This window comes from Kibdelosporangium philippinense, assembly GCF_021390435.2.
Lineage (GTDB): Bacteria > Actinomycetota > Actinomycetes > Mycobacteriales > Pseudonocardiaceae > Kibdelosporangium > Kibdelosporangium philippinense.
Genome location: NZ_JAJVCN010000002.1, coordinates 1,362,205 through 1,380,504 on the forward strand (window position 1 = coordinate 1,362,205; position 18,300 = coordinate 1,380,504).

General features: G+C 64.9%; 15 protein-coding genes. 6 read left to right on the forward strand and 9 right to left on the reverse strand.

Translation table 11 applies throughout. The annotated features are described in order from the left end of the window. Positions 1–13: 13 nt before the first annotated feature. The 3 genes from LWC34_RS25435 to LWC34_RS25445 all read right to left on the reverse strand — a co-directional run bounded on the left by LWC34_RS25435 (position 14) and on the right by LWC34_RS25445 (position 4,003). Positions 14–2,152, reverse strand: a complete 2,139-nt coding sequence (locus LWC34_RS25435; RefSeq protein WP_233727661.1) for an EAL domain-containing protein — start codon at positions 2,150–2,152, stop codon at positions 14–16. A 357-nt stretch (positions 2,153–2,509) separates the two neighbouring features. Beyond that, positions 2,510–3,376: an SAM-dependent methyltransferase gene (locus LWC34_RS25440; RefSeq protein WP_233727662.1), complete on the reverse strand. Its 867-nt coding sequence runs from the start codon at positions 3,374–3,376 to the stop codon at positions 2,510–2,512. 30 nt (positions 3,377–3,406) lie between these two features. Further along, positions 3,407–4,003, reverse strand: coding sequence for an SACE_7040 family transcriptional regulator (locus LWC34_RS25445; protein WP_372496581.1), 597 nt, complete (start codon positions 4,001–4,003; stop codon positions 3,407–3,409). 151 nt (positions 4,004–4,154) lie between these two features. Here LWC34_RS25445 and LWC34_RS25450 point away from each other — a divergent pair, with 151 nt between their 5' ends. The 4 genes from LWC34_RS25450 (at position 4,155) to LWC34_RS25465 (ending at position 9,814) form a co-directional block, all read left to right on the forward strand. Further along, positions 4,155–4,949: an SGNH/GDSL hydrolase family protein gene (locus LWC34_RS25450; RefSeq protein WP_233727664.1), complete on the forward strand. Its 795-nt coding sequence runs from the start codon at positions 4,155–4,157 to the stop codon at positions 4,947–4,949. 137 nt (positions 4,950–5,086) lie between these two features. Then, positions 5,087–6,700 (forward strand): carboxyl transferase domain-containing protein, encoded by a 1,614-nt coding sequence (locus tag LWC34_RS25455; RefSeq protein WP_233727665.1) that lies wholly within the window; start codon positions 5,087–5,089, stop codon positions 6,698–6,700. Positions 6,701–6,704: 4 nt separating this feature from the next. Further along, positions 6,705–8,654, forward strand: a complete 1,950-nt coding sequence (locus LWC34_RS25460; protein WP_233727666.1) for an acetyl-CoA carboxylase biotin carboxylase subunit — start codon at positions 6,705–6,707, stop codon at positions 8,652–8,654. After that, entirely contained in the window at positions 8,651–9,814 is a 1,164-nt protein-coding gene (locus tag LWC34_RS25465; RefSeq protein ID WP_233727667.1) for an acyl-CoA dehydrogenase family protein, read from the forward strand. Before LWC34_RS25460 ends, LWC34_RS25465 begins: the two co-directional genes overlap by 4 nt. A gap of 67 nt (positions 9,815–9,881) precedes the next feature. Here the strand turns inward: LWC34_RS25465 and LWC34_RS25470 are convergent, their stop codons facing one another. The 6 genes from LWC34_RS25470 to LWC34_RS25495 form a co-directional block, all read right to left on the reverse strand. Then, positions 9,882–11,114 carry an SAM-dependent methyltransferase gene (locus LWC34_RS25470; RefSeq protein ID WP_233727668.1) on the reverse strand — a complete coding sequence of 411 codons (1,233 nt, stop codon included), beginning with the start codon at positions 11,112–11,114 and terminating at the stop codon, positions 9,882–9,884. After that, entirely contained in the window at positions 11,115–12,443 is a 1,329-nt protein-coding gene (locus LWC34_RS25475; RefSeq protein ID WP_233727669.1) for an FAD-binding oxidoreductase, read from the reverse strand. 379 nt (positions 12,444–12,822) lie between these two features. After that, the gene (locus tag LWC34_RS25480; RefSeq protein ID WP_233727670.1) at positions 12,823–13,644 is read right to left on the reverse strand and encodes a hypothetical protein; all 822 of its coding nucleotides are present in this window, start codon (positions 13,642–13,644) and stop codon (positions 12,823–12,825) included. 10 nt (positions 13,645–13,654) lie between these two features. Continuing rightward, the gene (locus LWC34_RS25485; protein WP_233727671.1) at positions 13,655–14,563 is read right to left on the reverse strand and encodes an alpha/beta fold hydrolase; all 909 of its coding nucleotides are present in this window, start codon (positions 14,561–14,563) and stop codon (positions 13,655–13,657) included. 70 nt (positions 14,564–14,633) lie between these two features. Beyond that, positions 14,634–15,101, reverse strand: coding sequence for a DUF4253 domain-containing protein (locus LWC34_RS25490; RefSeq protein WP_233727672.1), 468 nt, complete (start codon positions 15,099–15,101; stop codon positions 14,634–14,636). Positions 15,102–15,208: 107 nt separating this feature from the next. Continuing rightward, the gene (locus LWC34_RS25495; RefSeq protein ID WP_233727673.1) at positions 15,209–15,838 is read right to left on the reverse strand and encodes a TetR/AcrR family transcriptional regulator; all 630 of its coding nucleotides are present in this window, start codon (positions 15,836–15,838) and stop codon (positions 15,209–15,211) included. Between the two features lie 62 nt (positions 15,839–15,900). On the opposite strand from LWC34_RS25495, the gene LWC34_RS25500 reads away from it, so the two are divergent. Both LWC34_RS25500 and LWC34_RS25505 read left to right on the forward strand, forming a co-directional pair. After that, positions 15,901–16,758: an SDR family oxidoreductase gene (locus LWC34_RS25500; protein WP_308200134.1), complete on the forward strand. Its 858-nt coding sequence runs from the start codon at positions 15,901–15,903 to the stop codon at positions 16,756–16,758. Further along, positions 16,755–18,293, forward strand: coding sequence for a succinic semialdehyde dehydrogenase (locus LWC34_RS25505; protein ID WP_233727674.1), 1,539 nt, complete (start codon positions 16,755–16,757; stop codon positions 18,291–18,293). The genes LWC34_RS25500 and LWC34_RS25505 overlap by 4 nt, the downstream gene beginning before the upstream one ends. Positions 18,294–18,300: the final 7 nt, after the last annotated feature.

Here is an 18,300-nt window from a genome sequence, read left to right on the forward strand (position 1 = left end):
ATTGCCGGTAACCTCAGGCCCCGTTCACTGACGGGGCCGAGCGTTCAGGGAGCACACTCTCCAAATCCCCCGGAACTCCGGCGAAGTCACCTTGCCCGCGGGCTACGCCGAGTGCGTGCCACCATGCCGCGTCCTGTGACGTCGGCACGTCGACCACACTCACCACCGCGCCCGTCTGCCGGAGGTTCTTGACCATCCCCCGGGTCACCTTCGTCAGCATCGAGTCCGGTTTGCGGCGGTCTGGCCGGTTCGTCACCAACGAGCCCGCGAGGATCACCGACTGGATCGCTTCGTCTTCCACCAGTGCGAACTCTGTCTGGCTGCCGGTGAATTCGTGCAGTCCGGTCACAACGCCGTTGTCGTGCAGTGCCTGCAGGTTCGACTGGGCTTCACCGCGGTTCGCGATCACCGCACGGGTGTCGAGCGCGATTTCCAGCCGCGATGCGGGCAGCTTGCTCACGGCGAGCATCCGGTTGACCACCGCGGCGAGGTTGCCGTCGGCGGACTGCATTTGGGTGAGACGGAAGCGCAGGCGTACGTCGCTGTCACCGTGTTCGGCGGCTTCCTGGACGGCGCGCAGCGCTGCCCACGGTCCGATTGTGAGCGACATGCCTGTGCTTTCGGCCATGTCACGGCATCGGTAGTGGCCGATCACGCCCTCGGTGGGGTGGTTCCAGCGCAGCAGGACTTCCAGTGCGACGACGCTGCCGTCGGCCAAGTCAACGACTGGTTGGTACTCGCAGTCGAGTTCGCCCATTTCCCACGCACCGGGCATCGCCGCGGTCAGCGCGAAGAGTTCCTTCTGCTCCGCGTCTTCGTGGACGTTGTGGGCTTCCCATTGGCGCTTTCCGACGGCCTTCGCGCGGCGCATCGTGGAGTTCGCGGCGCGCAACAGGTCCAGCCTGCCGTACGCGCGGCCGACGTGCTTCGCGACGCCGACGCTCACGCAGACTGCGACGCCGGTGTCGCCGATGAACGTCGGTTCGGCGAGGCGTTCGTTGATTTTGTCGATCAGGACCTGGTAGTGCGGGACTTCCGGGGTGTTCTCGATCAGGATCGCGAACTCGTCACCGCCGACGCGGCCGATCACCGCGTTGTAGTCCGCGACGATCCCGCGCAGTTCGTTCGCCACCACCTGCAGCATCCGGTCACCGGCAAGGTGTCCGAGACCATTGTTGATCACCGAGAACGAGTCGATGCCGACGTGCAACAGCGTGATCGATGTCTCCGGGCCCGCTCCTTCCAGTACAGCGTCCAATTTGGACTGGAAGTGCTGGCGGTTCGCCACGCCGGTGAGCATGTCACGGACAGACTGCTGGCCAAGCTGGTTCTGCAGCGCCTGCAGCTCGCTGAGGTTCTCGACCATCGTGACGTGGTACGCGGGCACGCCGTTGACGTCCCGCAGCAACGAGATCACCAGGTAGACCCACGCGATGGTGCCGTCGTGGCGGACCATTCGCCTGCGTTCCCGCACTCGCGGCATCAGGCCCTCGGTCACCTCGCGGTACGAGATCACCACGTCGTCGGCGTCTTCCGGCGGGAAGAGCTCGCGCACGTTACGACCGGCCAGCTCGGACTCCGGGCACTCGAGAATGTGTGCCAGCGCGGAGTTGGTCTGCACGAAGTTGCCGGACATGTCGGTCAGCGCCATACCGATCGCCGAGGCGTGGAAGACCTCTTCGAACCGCTCGGTCGCGGCGCGCTCGCGCCGCTCGGCTTCCCGCTTGGACTTCAGCAGCGCCTGCTTGATGTGTTCCTGCTGATCAAGCGTGCGGTGGCGGATCGCGTTGGAGTAGCCGGTGGCCAGGTTGGACAGTAGGCCGACGACTCTCTCGGCGAGACGGCGTTCCGCCCGCTTCTCCGAGTCCAGCAGCAGTGCCGCGGCCAGGATCTCCACGGTGACCTGGAGGCTGTCCGGGCCGGTGAAGTCGTTGCGTACCAACGAGGCGCCGACGTTGATCGCCGACGAGGGGTCGAACAGTTCGGCGTTGAGGGTGTCCGCGAGGGTATGCACCTGTTCAAGCAGGAACAGTTCCATCTCGTCCGCGGTCATCGGGACGTAGGCGGTCCTGCCGATCACATGCGCCCATGCCTTGGCGACCTCGGCACGCCTGCGAGCGCGCTCGGGGTCGAGTGGGCCCGGTGGGTTCACCGGCCGTTGTCCTGCGGTGTCACGACGCGTCCTCTTGCGGTCGGGGCAACGGGCAATCCTGGAACTCTCAGTGATCTAGTGCAGATATCGGACTGGAACAGTCGTGGGATTACCGCCGTCCGGGCAATCGACCGCTGAATCGGCACGGTCGGGACGTGACGATCGAAGGATTCACGACTGCAGCACACCTCTCGGTCCGTTCTGGTGATGGCCAGGCTACTCAGCGGAGTACTCATCCGGTAGACGGGCGCACCCTCCCGGCCCATTCAGGCGAGTAGGCGCCAGCAAACAGTTGCTCACCGTAGCGTGTGTTACGCCGATCGAATGAACCGAGGCCGACACTTCCGATTCAAACGGCTAAGAATCTGTTCGTTCCGCAGTCGTCGATGAGATTCTTGACGGGCACTTGACAGCCACCCCGGCCCAGATGCCGTCCTCCTCCGGCTGCACGCCGGTTGGTGGCGTGATGTCCGGGCGCCAGTTCGACACGGCGACCACACCGGGCTCGGCCAGTTCGAAGTCGCCGAACAGGTCGACGATCTCGCTGCGGGTGCGCAGGCAGGCCGGATTGTGCGCGCTTGCCTGCACTGTCTCGATAATCTCCTTGGCGTGCACGTTCTCGAAGTCCGCGGTGAAGTGGCTGATCGCCAGCGCGCTGCCGGGCACGACCTTCTCCCGGTAGCGGTCGAACGCGCTGTACACGTCGATCTCCGCGGCCACGTGGTGCACGCTGGCGATCGCGAGCACGCCGACCGGCGCGCTGAAGTCGATCAACCTGCGCGTTTCGGGGTGCTTGAGGACGTCGTCCGGACGGGTGAAGTCGGCCTCCACGATCGCAGCTTTCTCCTCGCCGTCGAGCAGTAACCTGCTGTGCGCGATCGCGACCTCTTCGATGTCCACGTAGACGACCCGGCATTCCGGCGCGGCTTTCTGCGCGATCTCGTGGACATTGCCGACGGTCGGGATACCCGAGCCGAGATCGAGGAACTGCCGGATTCCCGAGTCGATCATGAAAAGCACGGCTCGGCGCATGAAGGCGCGATTGCTCCACGCGATCTGCCGCGCGTTCGGCTGGATCTTGATCAGCTGGTCGAACACCGCCCGGTCACTGGCCAGATTGTGGCCACCGCCAAGCGCGTAGTCGTAGATCCGCGCCGGTGAAGGGCGCGCTGGGTCGAGGTTCTCTGGAATCCAACCGGTGCCGCTGGCCATGGAAGAACCCATTCGTCTGAATTTGGCGAAAGCGGCGAAATCTTACTCCTGGTGCCCGCGAAGCGCTGAGATAGCCATCTTGCGCAGCAATCCGGCCATTTGCCCGCGATCGAGGTGACGGCTGTGCGGCGTCGAGTTGATCAGGCCGAACACCGCGTGCGCGGCGGCACGCGCGGACGGTTCGTCGGCGCCGTCCACAACGTCCTGGATGGCCTGTACCCAGACTTCCACGTACCTGCGCTGCAACGCGCGCACCCGGCGGCGGTCCGGGTCGGTCAGGTTGCCGAGGTTGCGTTCCTGGACCGTGATCAGCGCCGGATTGTCCAGTGCGAAGTCCACGTGGAAGCGAACGAGTTCGACCAGCAGCTCGGCCGGGTCGCGGTGACGCTGCGCGCGGGCTTGGCCGCCGTCGAGCAGCTCCTCGCTTATGGACGTCAGCATCTCCCCGAGCATCGCGTCCTTGCTGCGGAAATGCCGGTACAAGGCGGGGCCGGAGATGCCGACCGCGGCACCGATGTCATCGATACCGACACCGTGGAAGCCATGCCGTGCGAACAGTTCCGCCGCCGCGGCGAGGATCTGCTCGCGGCGGCTCGGCGGTGCTGGCGCTGGCACCGGTTGTGACGACACGGGAGTCATGCTAGCCGGGTGACGTTAGCGAGTACTAACACCTGACTCGTACATACGGTCGGGTTAACAATTCACCAGATTCTTCCCTAGCGGGCCTACCTGCGCTGATGATGAGAGTCCGATCCCTGCCATCGGGCACATGTGAATCGCGGAGGGCTCAATGAGGCGACCGTTCCGTGTCCTGTTATCTCTCGCGGCTACCGCCGTGGGCTTGACTGTCCTGTCGGTACCTGCCAACGCGGCAGCCGAGAACTATGTGGCACTGGGTGATTCCTACTCATCCGGCCTCGGTACCGGCGGCCCGTACAGCGGCGGCAACTGCAAGCGCAGCACCGGCGCGTACCCGCAACTGTGGGCGAACAGCCACTCGCCCGCGTCCTTCTCCTTCGCCGCATGCTCCGGCGCGACCACGTCGGACGTGCTGAACAGTCAGGTCAACTCGCTGTCGGCGAGTACGACACTGGTGACCATCTCGATCGGCGGCAACGACGCCGGTTTCGTCGACGTGATCACCACCTGCACGCTCAACGGCGATTCGGCGTGCGTCAACCGGGTCGAGCAAGGCAAAACGTTCGTCCGCGACACCCTGCCGGCCAGATTGGACAACACCTACAACGCCATCAAGCAGCGGTCGCCCTCCGCACGCGTGGTCGTGCTCGGCTACCCAAGGTTCTACAAGGTGCCTGGGTCCTGCAGTGTCGGGCTGTCGGACACCAAGCGCGCGGCAATAAACAGCGGAGCGGACGCGCTCGCGGAGGTGACCGCGCAGCGCGCGGCTGCCGCCGGATTCCGTTTCGTGGACATCCGCCCCATATGGACCGGCCACGAGATCTGCGCCAGCGACAGGTGGCTCAACAGCCTGACATGGCCAGTAGACGAGTCATACCACCCGAACCGCAACGGCCAATCCGGCGGCTACCTGCCCGCACTCAACGCAGCCCTCTCACTCTCGTGAGTGGTTAGCCGTGTTCTAACCCTGCTAACCACTCACGAGGGCTGACCAGGCTGCCCGCAGGGCCCGCCAGCTGGACTCCGACGTTAGTCAGCGCTAACATTGCCGGAGAGGTTAACGCTGACTAACAGGGAGCCGAGATGGACGCGCCCGTGCTGCGCAGCCAGGCGGACCCGTCGGATCCGGCCTACCAGCGCTACGTCAAAGAGCATGCCGAACTGGTCGATGACCTGCGTGAACGTCTCGCCAAAGCCCGTGAAGGCGGCCCGGAGAAGGCGCGCAAGCGGCACGTCGAGCGCGGCAAGCTGCTGCCGCGCGACCGGGTGGATTCGCTGCTCGACCCCGGTTCGCCGTTCGTTGAGCTGTCCCCGTTGGCTGCCAACGGGATGTACTCCGACGAGGCGCCAGCCGCCGGGATCATCACCGGCGTCGGCCGGGTGTCCGGCCGTGAGTGCGTGATCGTCGCCAACGACGCCACGGTCAAGGGCGGCGCGTACTACCCGGTAACCGTCAAGAAGCACCTGCGCGCGCAGGAAGTAGCGCTGCACAACAACCTTCCGTGCGTGTACCTCGTCGACTCGGGTGGCGCGTTCCTGCCTCGGCAGGACGAGGTCTTCCCGGACCGCGAGCACTTCGGCCGGATCTTCTTCAACCAGGCCACGATGTCCGCCCGCGGCATCCCGCAGATCGCCGCTGTCCTTGGCTCCTGCACGGCCGGTGGCGCGTACGTCCCGGCGATGAGCGACGAGGCCGTGATCGTGCGTAACCAGGGCACGATCTTCCTTGGCGGGCCGCCCTTGGTGAAGGCCGCGACCGGCGAGGTCGTCACGGCGGAGGAGCTCGGCGGCGGTGACGTGCACTCGCGGGTTTCCGGCGTGACCGATCACCTGGCCGAGGACGATGCGCACGCGTTGCGTATCGTGCGGTCGATCGTGTCCACGGCAGGGCCGCGTGTTCCCAAACCGTGGGACGTCGCGCCGGTCGAAGAACCCGTCGTCGATCCGTCCGAGTTGTACGGTGTCGTGCCGACCGATTCGCGGACTCCTTATGACGTCAGGGAAGTCATCGCGCGTGTGGTCGACGGCAGCCGGTTCCGTGAGTTCAAACGGGAGTACGGCACGACTTTGGTCACCGGCTTCGCCCGGATCCACGGGCACCCGGTCGGGATCATCGCCAACAACGGTGTCCTTTTCGGAGAGTCGGCGCTGAAGGGCGCGCACTTCATCGAGCTGTGCGACAAGCGCCGGATTCCGTTGGTGTTCCTGCAGAACATCACCGGCTTCATGGTCGGCAAGGACTACGAGGCCGGTGGCATCGCCAAGCACGGCGCCAAGATGGTGACCGCGGTGGCGTGCGCGCGGGTGCCGAAATTCACCGTCGTGATCGGCGGATCCTTTGGCGCGGGCAACTATTCGATGTGCGGCCGGGCGTACTCGCCGCGGTTCCTGTGGATGTGGCCGAACGCCCGGATCTCGGTGATGGGCGGCGAGCAGGCCGCTTCCGTGCTCGCGACGGTCCGCCGTGACCAGATCGAAGCAGGCGGCGGCGAATGGTCCACGGGGGACGAGGAAGCGTTCAAGGACCCGATCCGCCAGCAGTACGAGGACCAAGGCAACCCGTACTACTCGACCGCCCGGCTCTGGGACGACGGCGTGATCGACCCCGGCGACACCAGGACCGTGCTGGGCCTGGCGTTGTCGGTGGCCGCGAACGCGGAACTCGAAGAAGTCGGCTACGGCGTTTTCCGGATGTGATGCGATGTTCCAGCGAGTCCTGATCGCCAACCGCGGCGAGATCGCCGTCCGGATCACCCGGACCCTCGCCCGGCTGGGCGTGCGCTCGATCGCGGTCTACAGCGACGCCGACGCCGACGCCCGCCACGTGCTCGAAGCCGACACGGCTGTCCGAATCGGACCGGCGGCGGCGCGCGACAGCTACCTGTCGATCCCGCGGATCATCGAGGCCGCGTTGTCGACCGGCGCCGAAGCGATCCATCCTGGCTACGGCTTTCTGGCCGAGAACGTCGACTTCGCGCGTGCTTGCGCGGACGCGGGCCTGGTTTTCGTCGGCCCGCCGATTGCCGCGATCGAGGCAATGGGCGACAAAATCCGTGCCAAGCAGACCGTGATGGCCGCGGGTGTTCCTGTTGTCCCAGGGCGTACCGAGCCGGGAATGACCGACGCTGATCTCATCGACGCGGCCGCGGAAATCGGCTTTCCGGTGCTGTTGAAGCCTTCCGCTGGTGGCGGCGGAAAGGGTATGCGCCTGGTTTCGGACTCCGCTGGGCTTGCTGAGGCGATTGAGTCCGCGCGCCGGGAAGCGCGTGGTTCTTTCGGGGACGACACGCTGTTGATCGAGCGTTTCGTGCAGCGGCCGCGGCATATCGAGATCCAGGTGCTGGCCGACGCGCACGGCAACGTGATTCACCTTGGCGAGCGTGAATGCAGCTTGCAGCGCAGGCACCAGAAGATCATCGAAGAAGCGCCTTCTCCTTTGCTGACCGAGGAAATGCGCGCCCGGATGGGAGCTTCCGCAGTCGATGCGGCCCGTGCGGTCGGCTACACGGGCGCGGGCACTGTGGAATGCATTGTGTCCGCGGACCGGCCGGACGAGTTCTTCTTCATGGAGATGAACACCCGCCTGCAGGTCGAGCACCCGGTGACCGAATTGGTGACCGGCCTTGATCTGGTCGAATGGCAGCTTCGCGTGGCCGCGGGTGAACCGCTGACAATGTCCGCTGCGCCGATGAATGGGCATGCGGTCGAGGCCCGGGTTTATGCCGAGGATCCGTCCCGTGACTTCCTGCCGACGGGTGGAACCGTGCTGGACGTCGTTGAGCCTGCCGGCGCTCGGGTGGACTCGGGTTTGCGGCCGGGTACCGAGGTCGGCTCGAACTATGACCCCATGCTGGCCAAGGTCATCGTGTGGGATGAGACCAGGGAAGGCGCGCTGACCAAGCTTTCCGCGGCCCTCGCCGATACAGCCGTTCTCGGTGTCGGCACGAATATCGCGTATCTGCGGGAATTGCTGGCAGATCCGGACGTTGTCGCCGGTCGATTGGACACGCAGCTTGTTTCCCGGCGCGCGGCGTTTGTCCAGTCCACTCCGGACCATGTGTTCGCGGCCGCGGCTTTGGACGAACTGCTCGCGTTGCAACCGTCCGGCCCAGTCATCGACCCGTGGGATGTTCCTTCAGGTTGGCGCGTTGGCGGTGCCGCGGGTTTCTCTGTGCGGCTGGATTCCGGCGGCCGCCAGGTCACGGTGTGCGTCCGTGGCTCATCGGTTTCCGTTGACGGTGGCGCTTTTGTCCCGGCTTCGGCTGCTGTTTCCGGCTCGGTTTTGCGGCTGACCTTCGATGGCCGGACGTATCGGTATCGGCGCGCGAAGTCCGGTTCGGTGTTGTGGCTGGCTTCCGAAGGCTTTACGTGGGCCGTCGCCGAGCATTCGATGCTTGAGGAATCGTCGGTTTCCGGCGCTGAGGGCGGGCCGATCACCAGTCCGATGCCGGGAACCGTGCTCGTGGTGAAAGCCGCGGTCGGTGATCGAGTGGCTGCGGGAACACCGTTGCTGGTCGTCGAAGCGATGAAGATGGAGCACACGATCGCCGCACCGGTCGACGGCGTGCTCACCGAGCTGCATGTGCAAGCGGGCCAACAGGTCGCGCTGAACCAACCACTCGCCCTGGTGATCCCAGAGGAGCAGTCATGATTGACTTCCGGCTCGAAGAAGAGCACGAGGCCCTGCGGAAAACCGTGCAGGAGTTCGCGAGGGAAGAGGTCGCGCCGGTTATCGGCGACTACTACGAGCGGTGCGAGTTCCCATACGAGATCGTCGCCAAAATGGGCCACATGGGCCTTTTCGGCCTGCCGTTCCCGGAATCCGTCGGTGGAATGGGCGGCGACTACTTCACACTGTGCCTGGCGCTGGAAGAACTGGCCAGGGTGGACTCGTCGGTCGCGATCACGCTCGAAGCAGGCGTTTCCCTTGGCGCGATGCCGATCTACCGCTTCGGAACTCCGGCGCAACAAGAAGAGTGGCTGCCCTCGTTGGTTTCTGGCGAGGCATTGGGCGCTTTCGGTTTGACCGAGCCCGGCGGTGGTTCGGACGCGGGCGCGACCCGCACGACTGCTCGCCGTGACGGCGACAACTGGATTATCAACGGCACCAAGGCATTCATCACCAACTCGGGCACGGATATCACGCGTCTGGTGACCGTGACCGCGGTGACCGGCGAGCGTGACGGCCGCAAGCAGATCTCGGCGATCATTGTTCCTTCAGGGACTTCCGGGTTCGCGGTGTCCAAGAAGTACTCGAAGGTCGGCTGGAGTGCCTCGGACACCCGTGAGCTTTCGTTCGCCGATTGCGTTGTGCCCGCGTCGAACTTGCTGGGCGAGGAAGGTCGCGGGTACGCGCAGTTCCTGTCCACTTTGGATGAAGGCCGCGTGGCGATCTCGGCGCTTTCCGTTGGGCTCGCGCAAGGGTGCGTGGACGAGTGCGTCCGCTATGTCGGTGAGCGCGAGGCGTTCGGCCACAAGATCGGGGAATACCAGGCGATCCAGTTCAAGATCGCCGACATGGAAGCCCGGACGCACGTGGCCCGGCTGGCTTACTACGACGCCGCGTCCCGGATGCTGCGTAACCAGCCGTTCAAGCGTCAGGCCGCGATCGCCAAGCTGGTGTCCTCGGAAGCCGCGATGGACAACGCTCGCGACGCCACCCAGATCTTCGGCGGCTACGGCTTCATGAACGAGTACCCGGTCGGCCGCTTCTACCGGGACGCCAAGATCCTGGAGATCGGCGAAGGCACGAGCGAAGTCCAGCGCATGCTGATCGCCCGCGACCTCGGCCTCACCCGCCCCTGGCAATAAAAAACCCTCGTGAGTGGTTATCCGTGTTCTAACCCGCATAACCACTCACGAGGGTCTACCTGGGGTTTTACCAGTCGGGGCGCAGGGGCATGCCGGAGTAGCCGTTGCTGTCGGTTTTCACGCCAAGGACTTGGTGCAGCTGGATCCAGTTGCGCGCGAACCCGAGCCGGGATCCGGCCATGTACAGCCGCCACACGCGAGCCGTGTGCGGCCCGACCTCCTCAACGGCCTCGGCCCAGTGCTGCTCAAGGTTCGTGCACCAACCTTCGAGAGTCCGGGCGTAGTGTTCCCGCAGGTTCTCCTCGTGCCGCACCTCGAAGCCGGTGTCGTGCATCTGCGACAAAATCCGCCCAGGGCCAAGCAGTTCACCATCCGGGAACACGTACCGGTTGATGAAGCTGCGCGTGTGCGCGTCCCGCAGGTTGTCCGGCCGCGTGATGCAGTGGTTCAGAATCCGGCCGCCCGTGCGGAGTTTGCTGTACAGCAGCTCGAAGTACGACGCCAGGTTGGCCTCGCCGATGTGCTCGGTCAGGCCGATCGAGCTGATCGCGTCGAAGTTGGTCTCGCGCACTGCCCGGTAGTCGAGGTGACGGACCTCCGCCAGATCCGTCAGGCCCTCCTTGGCAATGCGTTTCTGGGCCCATTCGGCCTGATTCGCCGACAGGGTCACGCCGAGCGCCTGCACGCCATAGTGCTTCGCGGCGTGGATCACCATGCCGCCCCAACCACAGCCGACGTCAAGCAGCCGCATTCCGGGCCGTAGAGCCAGTTTTCGGGCAACGAGGTCGTGCTTGGCGTACTGGGCCTCTTCCAGGGTCGCGTTTTCATGCTCGTAGACCGCGCACGTGTACGCCATCGACGGGCCGAGGACCCATTCGTAGAACTTGTTGGACACGTCGTAGTGGTGGGAGATCGCCTCCGCGTCACGCATGCGCGAATGGCGTTCGCCCGCCAGCCTTCTTTCCTGGGCCGGGGGATGGGTCGGCCACAGCAGACGGGCGCCAGCGAGCTTCGCCGCGAGTTTCACGCGCAGCGACGCCGGGATCTCCCGCAGCCTGATCTCCGGGATGGAGCTCAGTGCCGTGTACATGTCGCCGACGATCTCCAGCGCACCCGTCACGTACGCCCGGACGAGGCCGAGGCTGTTGGGCGAGCTGGCGATGTGGGACAGGGCGAGCGGCGAGCGCACGTCCACACGCACATCGGCGTTCGGCGTTCCCGCCCTGCTGCCGTCGTAGGCGACGAACTCGACCGGCACGTCTGGGCCGGTCACCTCATAGATGGCTTCGGCGATTCGCATCTAACTACCCCGCACGCACTTGTCGTAGAGGTCGGGCAACCGACCGTCCGGATCGAACTGGAGTTTCAGGGCGCGATACCGCTCCCCGTTGTACAACCGCCAGAAGTTCTCGCGCGAGTAGAACGACTCCGAGTACAGCGACTTGTGTCCACCGAGGGCGGTCACCTTGTCCTCGATCAGGCGGTTGTGGTGCCCTGGCCGTTGGCCGGGCCGCATCGGGACCGTTGCCCAGAACCCGACGTTCACGTACATCGTGCCGGGATCCATCGGGTACAGCGGCCAGGTTCGGTTGTCCCGCAGCTTGATCGGGCACAACCAGATCGGGCTTATGCCGATATCCCGGTGGAAGAACTCGAGAAACTCGCCGAGCCTGTCCAGCGGGATCTCCACGTCCTGGATCACCGGTTCACGATCGGGCGCGTTCCCCAGCTGCCGCACCCGTTTGGTCACGCCGTACCTGCGGTCGAGCGCGACTACTTTCCGGTAGACGTCCGAGCGCAGGTACTGCTTGGGCCAGAGCCTGCGTACCCACGGGATCTGGGCGCCGAAAGCGTGGGAGCACCAGAACCAGTCGGTGTCCCAGCGCCAGATGTAGTCCCGGATGCTCAGCAGGTCGGCCGTCCGGTCCCGGATGGACTTGTAGAAGATCTCCTTGCCGGTGTAATCACTCGGCCTAAATGTCGGTTTATCGACAAATCGACCGATGGTCAGGTACTGCTCATCGGCCGAGAACACCGTGCCGTCCAGGAAATCGGCGTCGGTGTACTCGTTGATCACGGCCGGGTCGTCGAACCGGACATGCCGCAGTTCGACGTACGGCCGCACCGGCTCGAGCTCGATCTTCAGACGCAGCGCGTAGCCGAACGTGCCGTACGAATTGGGAAATCCGCTGAACGCCTCGTCGTCGCGGTGCAGGTGCGCGATCCGGCCGTCGCCGGTGAGGATCTCCATCTCCAGCACGGATTCATGCGGCAGGCCATTGCGGAACGACGTGGACTCGATGCCGAGTCCGGCCACCGCGCCGCCGAGCGTGATGGTCTTGAGCTGGGGGACGACCAGCGGCATCAAGCCGTACGGCAAGGTCGCGTCCACCAGGTCCTCATAGGTGGTCATCCCGCCGACGTCGGCCGTGCGCGCCTCGGCGTCGACACTCAGCACACCGGTGAACTCGCTGACGTCCAGCGTCCGGGTGGCCGGATCGCGGAACCGGAACAGGTTCGACGTGGACTTGGCCAGCCGGACCGGGGATCCGTGCGGCAAGGCCGCGTACTGGTCACGTAACGTCGCAGCAGCCCGCTCATGGCCCATCAGGGCCTGTTGGTTGCCCATACCAACCGATGCTAAGCCTGCTCGCGCGACCCAGCATTGTGATTTTCGGACTAGTGCCGTGCGACCCCGCTCCCTTGGCCTTGCTAGGGCGTGTTTCGAATGTCCCGGTCGATGAGAGGCAGGATCGGGGTGGTTCCTGGCGACGCCGCGGTGACGCCGCGAATACTGGTTGTCTTTGGGCGTTGCCGCGGTGGCGTCAGGGGCCGCATCCGGCCTGGCTATCGCGATCGGGCATTTGAAACACGCCCTAGGGCTCAAATCGTCCCTGGCGGCACCGGCCGGAACGTCCAAAGACAACCAGTATTCGCGACGTCCCGGCGTCACCACCAGGAACAATTTGATCTCCCAGCAAGGCGAAAGGGAGCGAGGCCGCACGGCACTATTGTGCCGACTGGTACTCCTCGAAGATGTCCGGCAGGTACGCCAGTAGCAGGTCTAGCGTAGTGAACAAACCGGCAATCGGGTCCAAACGGGCGGCCGCGTACGCGACTTCGCAGCCTTTACGGGCAGGCACCGGATTGCCGACATCGGTGAACCAGTCGAGGAACGGAATGCGCTGTCGGCCCAGCTCAGGATGGATCAGTCCGCCGTAGACAGCCAGCAGATCCAGCACGGCCGGACGGTTGCGCAGGGTCCAGCGGTAGAACTCGGAGTACATGAAGAATCGGCGTTCCACCGCGGACGGCTTGACGCCGTGTGTTTTCTCGGCGACCCGGACACCATGATCGGTGGCAGCCTGTTCGGCTTCGCTCCACGCTTTGTCATGGACATTGCGGACAGTCAGTTCACCGGCGCGCAGGCGTATCAAATAGTTCGCCCATCTGCGCGATCCAGGGTTGCCGAACTCGTCCTGTGACCGGCCGAGTGCGATCGCGATACCCCGCTCGACGCCTTCGACAATCCCAGCGTCCACGTAGGACACCCAGCTGCCCGGCGCGCCCAACTGGCGGTCACGGAAGAACGTGATCACGCCCTCGATATTGCGCCACCGATCGGCCGCGCCAAGTTCGGCGGCCGGGCCGCTCTGCATCAACCGGACCATGTCCAGCCGGTCCGGCATGCTCATCAGATTGATCTCGGCCAACGTGCAGTCCAAAGCAGCCGCGCACTGGGCAGGCGTGCGACCGGCGGCGTTCGCGTGCACCGGGAGAAGCAGACTGGCAAGTACAGACAGGACAACGATCCACCCTGATCGCTTCATGTCTGTGAACCTAGAACCTCCCGAGGTGACTCAGCAACAAATCGGACACCGTCGGTGCGACTTCCTCAGGTACGTTGTGGCCGACGCCTTCCAGGACTTCCAACCGGTAAGGCCCGGTCACCCAATTGTGTGTCCGCTCCACCCCGTAGGGCGCGACCATCGGGTCCTTGGTACTCGCGATGAACAGCGTCGGCAGCGACGACTTTTGCTCGTAGCCGGTGAAGTCGTTGGCCCGATACCAGTTCAACATCGCCGTCAAAGCACCCGGCTGCGAGAGCCGCTTGTAGTAGATCGCGCTCTTGCAGTCAGGCACACCAGGCAGGGTGAGCTTGCCGCTGGCGAGCAGCTCGTTCTCCGGGATCGGCGCGGGACGGCGGAAGCGGTCCATGTAAACCGAGGCCTCCTGTTGAGCGGGATCAACCCGCAGTGCCTCGGCGAACGCGCCAAGATGCGGTACGGAGACCGCGGTCAACGTCCGAATGCGATGCGCGTACCTCGCGGCCGCGATCCACGCGACCGCCGCACCCCAGTCATGCCCGACGAGGTCGAACTTGCGCCAGCCCAACGCGTCCGCGATGGTGACCACATCGTCAACGGCGTAATCCAGCCCGTAATCCCCGATATCCAGCGGCCGTACGCCGGGTGAGTAACCGCGCTGGTCCGGCGCCACAGCCCGGTACCCAGCGGCCGCAAGGGCGAGCAGCTGATGCTCCCACTCAATGCCAAGCTCAGGAAAGCCGTGCAGGAGAAGGACTTTCCGGCCATGCAGCGGGCCAGCGGCGACCGCGTCGAAGGTGCCGACGCCGGTCTTGATCTTCAGCGGAGTGATTCTCGGCGCCGCTTCGGCCGTGCCTGTGAGGCTGAGTGACGCGATCCCGGCTGCTGTCAGGGCGAGGAAGTTCCGACGAGTGCTTGGCATGCCCCAAGAATGTCGCCCACCCGGTGCACGATCCATCATGTGCGCCCCCGAAGCGGGGGTAGGGCCAGCCCTAGTCCCACCAGAACCGCCAGATGCGTTCGCTGAGGAGCTTCATGGCATAGCCGGCGACGGTTTCATCTGGCGCGCCTTGCCAGTAGTTGTCCGGGCAGAACGCGAAATGCTCAGCCGCGACGAGCTCAGCGGTGGCAATGTCGGTTGGTGGCGCTGCAACAGTCAGGATGAGCGTCGAGTGGTCACCGAGGTAGATGACTCGCGCCCCGAAACGGTCCTCCCAGCTGCGCACTACAGCCGACACCTTCGCGACGTCGTTCACGTAGTTGGCCGGGCCGCCCCAGCCCATCGCGGCCAGCGCGTCAGCGCCCCGCCGGGTCGCCACGAGGCCAAGCCGCACCTCGCCGCCAGCCCGCGCGGTCACATCGTCAGCGAGCTCGTCCGGGTCGATCGACGGTTGCGCCGCAGGCGCGAGCCCCGGCCAGTCGCCGTCCCCATCGTTCGCGCGCCACGATTCGGCAAACACTTCAGCCAGTAGGCCGGGAGGTCCTCTTCGTCGCCGTGCATGATCCGGCCTGCGGGCAATGCGATCGGCGAGTTCTTGATCAGCTCGGGTAAGGGCATCGGCAGACGCTAGCGTGCCAACAGTTCTGCCGGGGCCACCAACCTCAGGCATGCCTTGGCGCGTTGCCAGCGGGCCTGGATCTGCGAGTCGTCGGGATACGCCCACGAACCAACAAGCAACCCGCGAACGGTATCCATGGCCGTGTACGCGTAATGCCGGAACTGGGTCGTGTCCGCCTGTGGCCCGAACAGGCGACGGCCGAACTCGACAATGACTTCGCTGATTTCGGGCTCGACCTCGGCGACAAGGGCCCTCAGCACGGGATCGGTCCGGGCGGCCAGCAGCAGTTCCGTACTCGCGGCGAAGATCGGGCCTTGGTGGATCTCCCAGAGCAGGTCCAACGTATCGCCGATCGGGTCGGTCGACATCGCCAGCTCGTCCATTCGCGCAAACGCTTGCTCGGCTCGGCGGTGGGCGATGTCGCGGACGGCGGCCGTGACCAGGTCGGCTTTGGTGGGGAAGTGGTGGACTTGGGCGCCTCTGGTCACGCCTGCGCGTTCGGCGACCCGGGTTGTCGTCGTGCCCGCATAGCCGTACTCGACGAGGCAGTCGATGGTCGCGTCGAGCAGCCTCCTACGCATGACCGCGCTGCGTTCTTCCTGCGTACGGCCGGTTTTTGAGGTTCTTGTCGCCGGCATGGGACAACAATACCTGCAAGTGTGTATGTTAGTTGAACTGTCCCTCGTCCCGGAGGTGCGGCGTGGCACGTTCGCTGCAGGACAAGGTCGTAGTGGTCACGGGTGGTGCGCGCGGGATCGGCGCGGCCATGACGAAGGCGCTGGTCAGAGAAGGTGCGAAGGTCGTCATCGGCGATCTTGACCTGGCATGCGCCGAGGCGACCGCGAACAGGCTCGGCGCGATGGCGCTGCACGTGGACGTCACCGATCCGGCCGGTTTCACCAAGTTCCTCGACCAGGCCGAAAGCCGCCAAGGTCCGATCGACATTCTGATCAACAATGCCGGGATCATGCCGTTGGGCCCATTCGAGGACGAAGACGACGCCTCGACCATGCACCAGTTGGAGATCAACTTGCACGGCGTCATCCACGGCACCCGGGAGGCCGTCAAACGCATGCGCCCCCGCGCGACCGGGCACATCGTCAACGTGGCGTCCGCGGCCGGGAAGGCTGGGTTTCCTGGAGCGGCGACGTATTGCGCGACCAAGCACGGTGTTGTCGGGCTGACCGAGGCGGTACGCCTTGAGCTGCGCGGATCGGGCATCGAGATGACCTTGGTGATGCCTTCGATCGTGGCCACCGAGCTCACCGCGGGCCTCAACAACAACGGTATGGTCAAGACCGCCACACCGGAGGATGTCGCCGAGGCGACCGTGAACGCGCTGAAGAACCCCAAGTTCGAGGTGTTCGTGCCCAAATCGGTCGGCACGTTCAACCGGATCGAGCGATTGCTGCCGCGTGCCGCGGGTGAGTGGATGGTCCGCAAGCTCAAGGGCGACCGGCTGCTGATGGACATCGATCGAGCGAAACGAGTGGACTACGAAACACGCGCCGCGGCCAGCGCGCCCGCGGCCGACGAGGCCTACGGGATGAAGAAATGATCTCCGACGCGTTGGTGGCCAAGCTGTGTGACCGGGTCGCGGCCTCCACAGCGGACACTTTCAGCACCGTGGACGTGTTCACCGGCGGCACATTGGCCAAGGTCCCGCGATCCTCGCCGGAAGACGTCGCCGAGGCCGTCGAGGCCGCGCGCAAAGCCCAGCAGGTATGGGCAGGTGTCACGGTCGACAACCGGATCCCGGTGTTCGAACGGTTCCACGCGCTGCTGCTCGAACACACCGACGAGATTCTGGACATCCTGCAGGCAGAAACTGGCAAGTCCCGAAAGGACGCGTTCCTCGAAGTATGTGCGCCGCTCGTGACTGTTGGCTACTACGCCCGCAAAGCGCCGAAACTCCTTGCGCCGCAACGGCGCCAGGGCATGCTCCCTGGCGTTGTCAAGACGACCGAGCTGCGTGTGCCCAAGGGGGTCGTTGGCACGATCACGCCGTGGAACTACCCGTTCGCCTTGGCGTTCATGGACATCATTCCCGCGTTGATCGCAGGGAACGGCGTGGTCCTCAAGCCGGACACGCAAACCGCGTTGTGCACTTTGTACGGCGTCGACCTGCTCTACCAAGCCGGGCTGACGCAAGGCTTGCTGCAAGTGGTGATCGGGGACGGTCCAGTGGTTGGAACGGCCATTGTGGACAATGCTGACTACATTGGATTCACTGGTTCGACGCGGACCGGGCGCGAGATCGCGGCACGTGCCGGGCGGCGTCTCATCGGGTACTCATTGGAACTTGGCGGCAAGAACCCCTTGCTGGTATTGGGAGACGCGAATACCCGACAGGCCGCGGTCGGTGCCGTGCAGACGTGCTTCTCCAACTCCGGCCAGCTCTGTATGTCGCCCGAGCGCTTGTTTGTGCACACGGGCGTGTACGACGACTTCGTCGCGAGGTTCTTGGGCGAGGTCAAGAGGATGAACCTTGCGGCGGGCTACGACTACAGCGCGGACATGGGATCGCTGAACTCCCAGCGACAGCTGGAGACCGTGATCAAGCACGTCGAGGACGCTCGGTCCAAAGGCGCGACTGTCCTCACTGGAGGAAAGGCGCGACCGGAAATCGGGCCATTCTTCTATGAGCCGACCGTGCTCACGGATGTCACGCCGGAAATGCTGTGCTACGACAACGAAACCTTCGGCCCGGTTGTGTCGATCTACCGTGTCGCCGATGACACCGCGGCCATCGAGCGCGCGAATGCCACTTCCTATGGCCTGAACGCCAGCGTTTTCACCAAGTCCATCGCGCACGGCGAACTGGTCGCGGCACAGCTGAAAGCGGGCACTGTCCACATCAACGACGGGCACGTGGTCGGACTGGGCAGCGCGGACGCGCCGATGGGCGGGATGAAGGACTCTGGAATCGGGCGGCGCAACGGCGCCGAAGGAATACTCAAGTACACCGAATCCCAGAACGTGTCTGTCCAACGTGTCCCGTTGACCACGCCGCCGCGATGGCTCCCGTTCGGGTGGTACGTCAAGAGCATGCAGGGTCTGCTTCGTCTCATTCGTCGGGCAAACATCCGTTAGCTGCGAT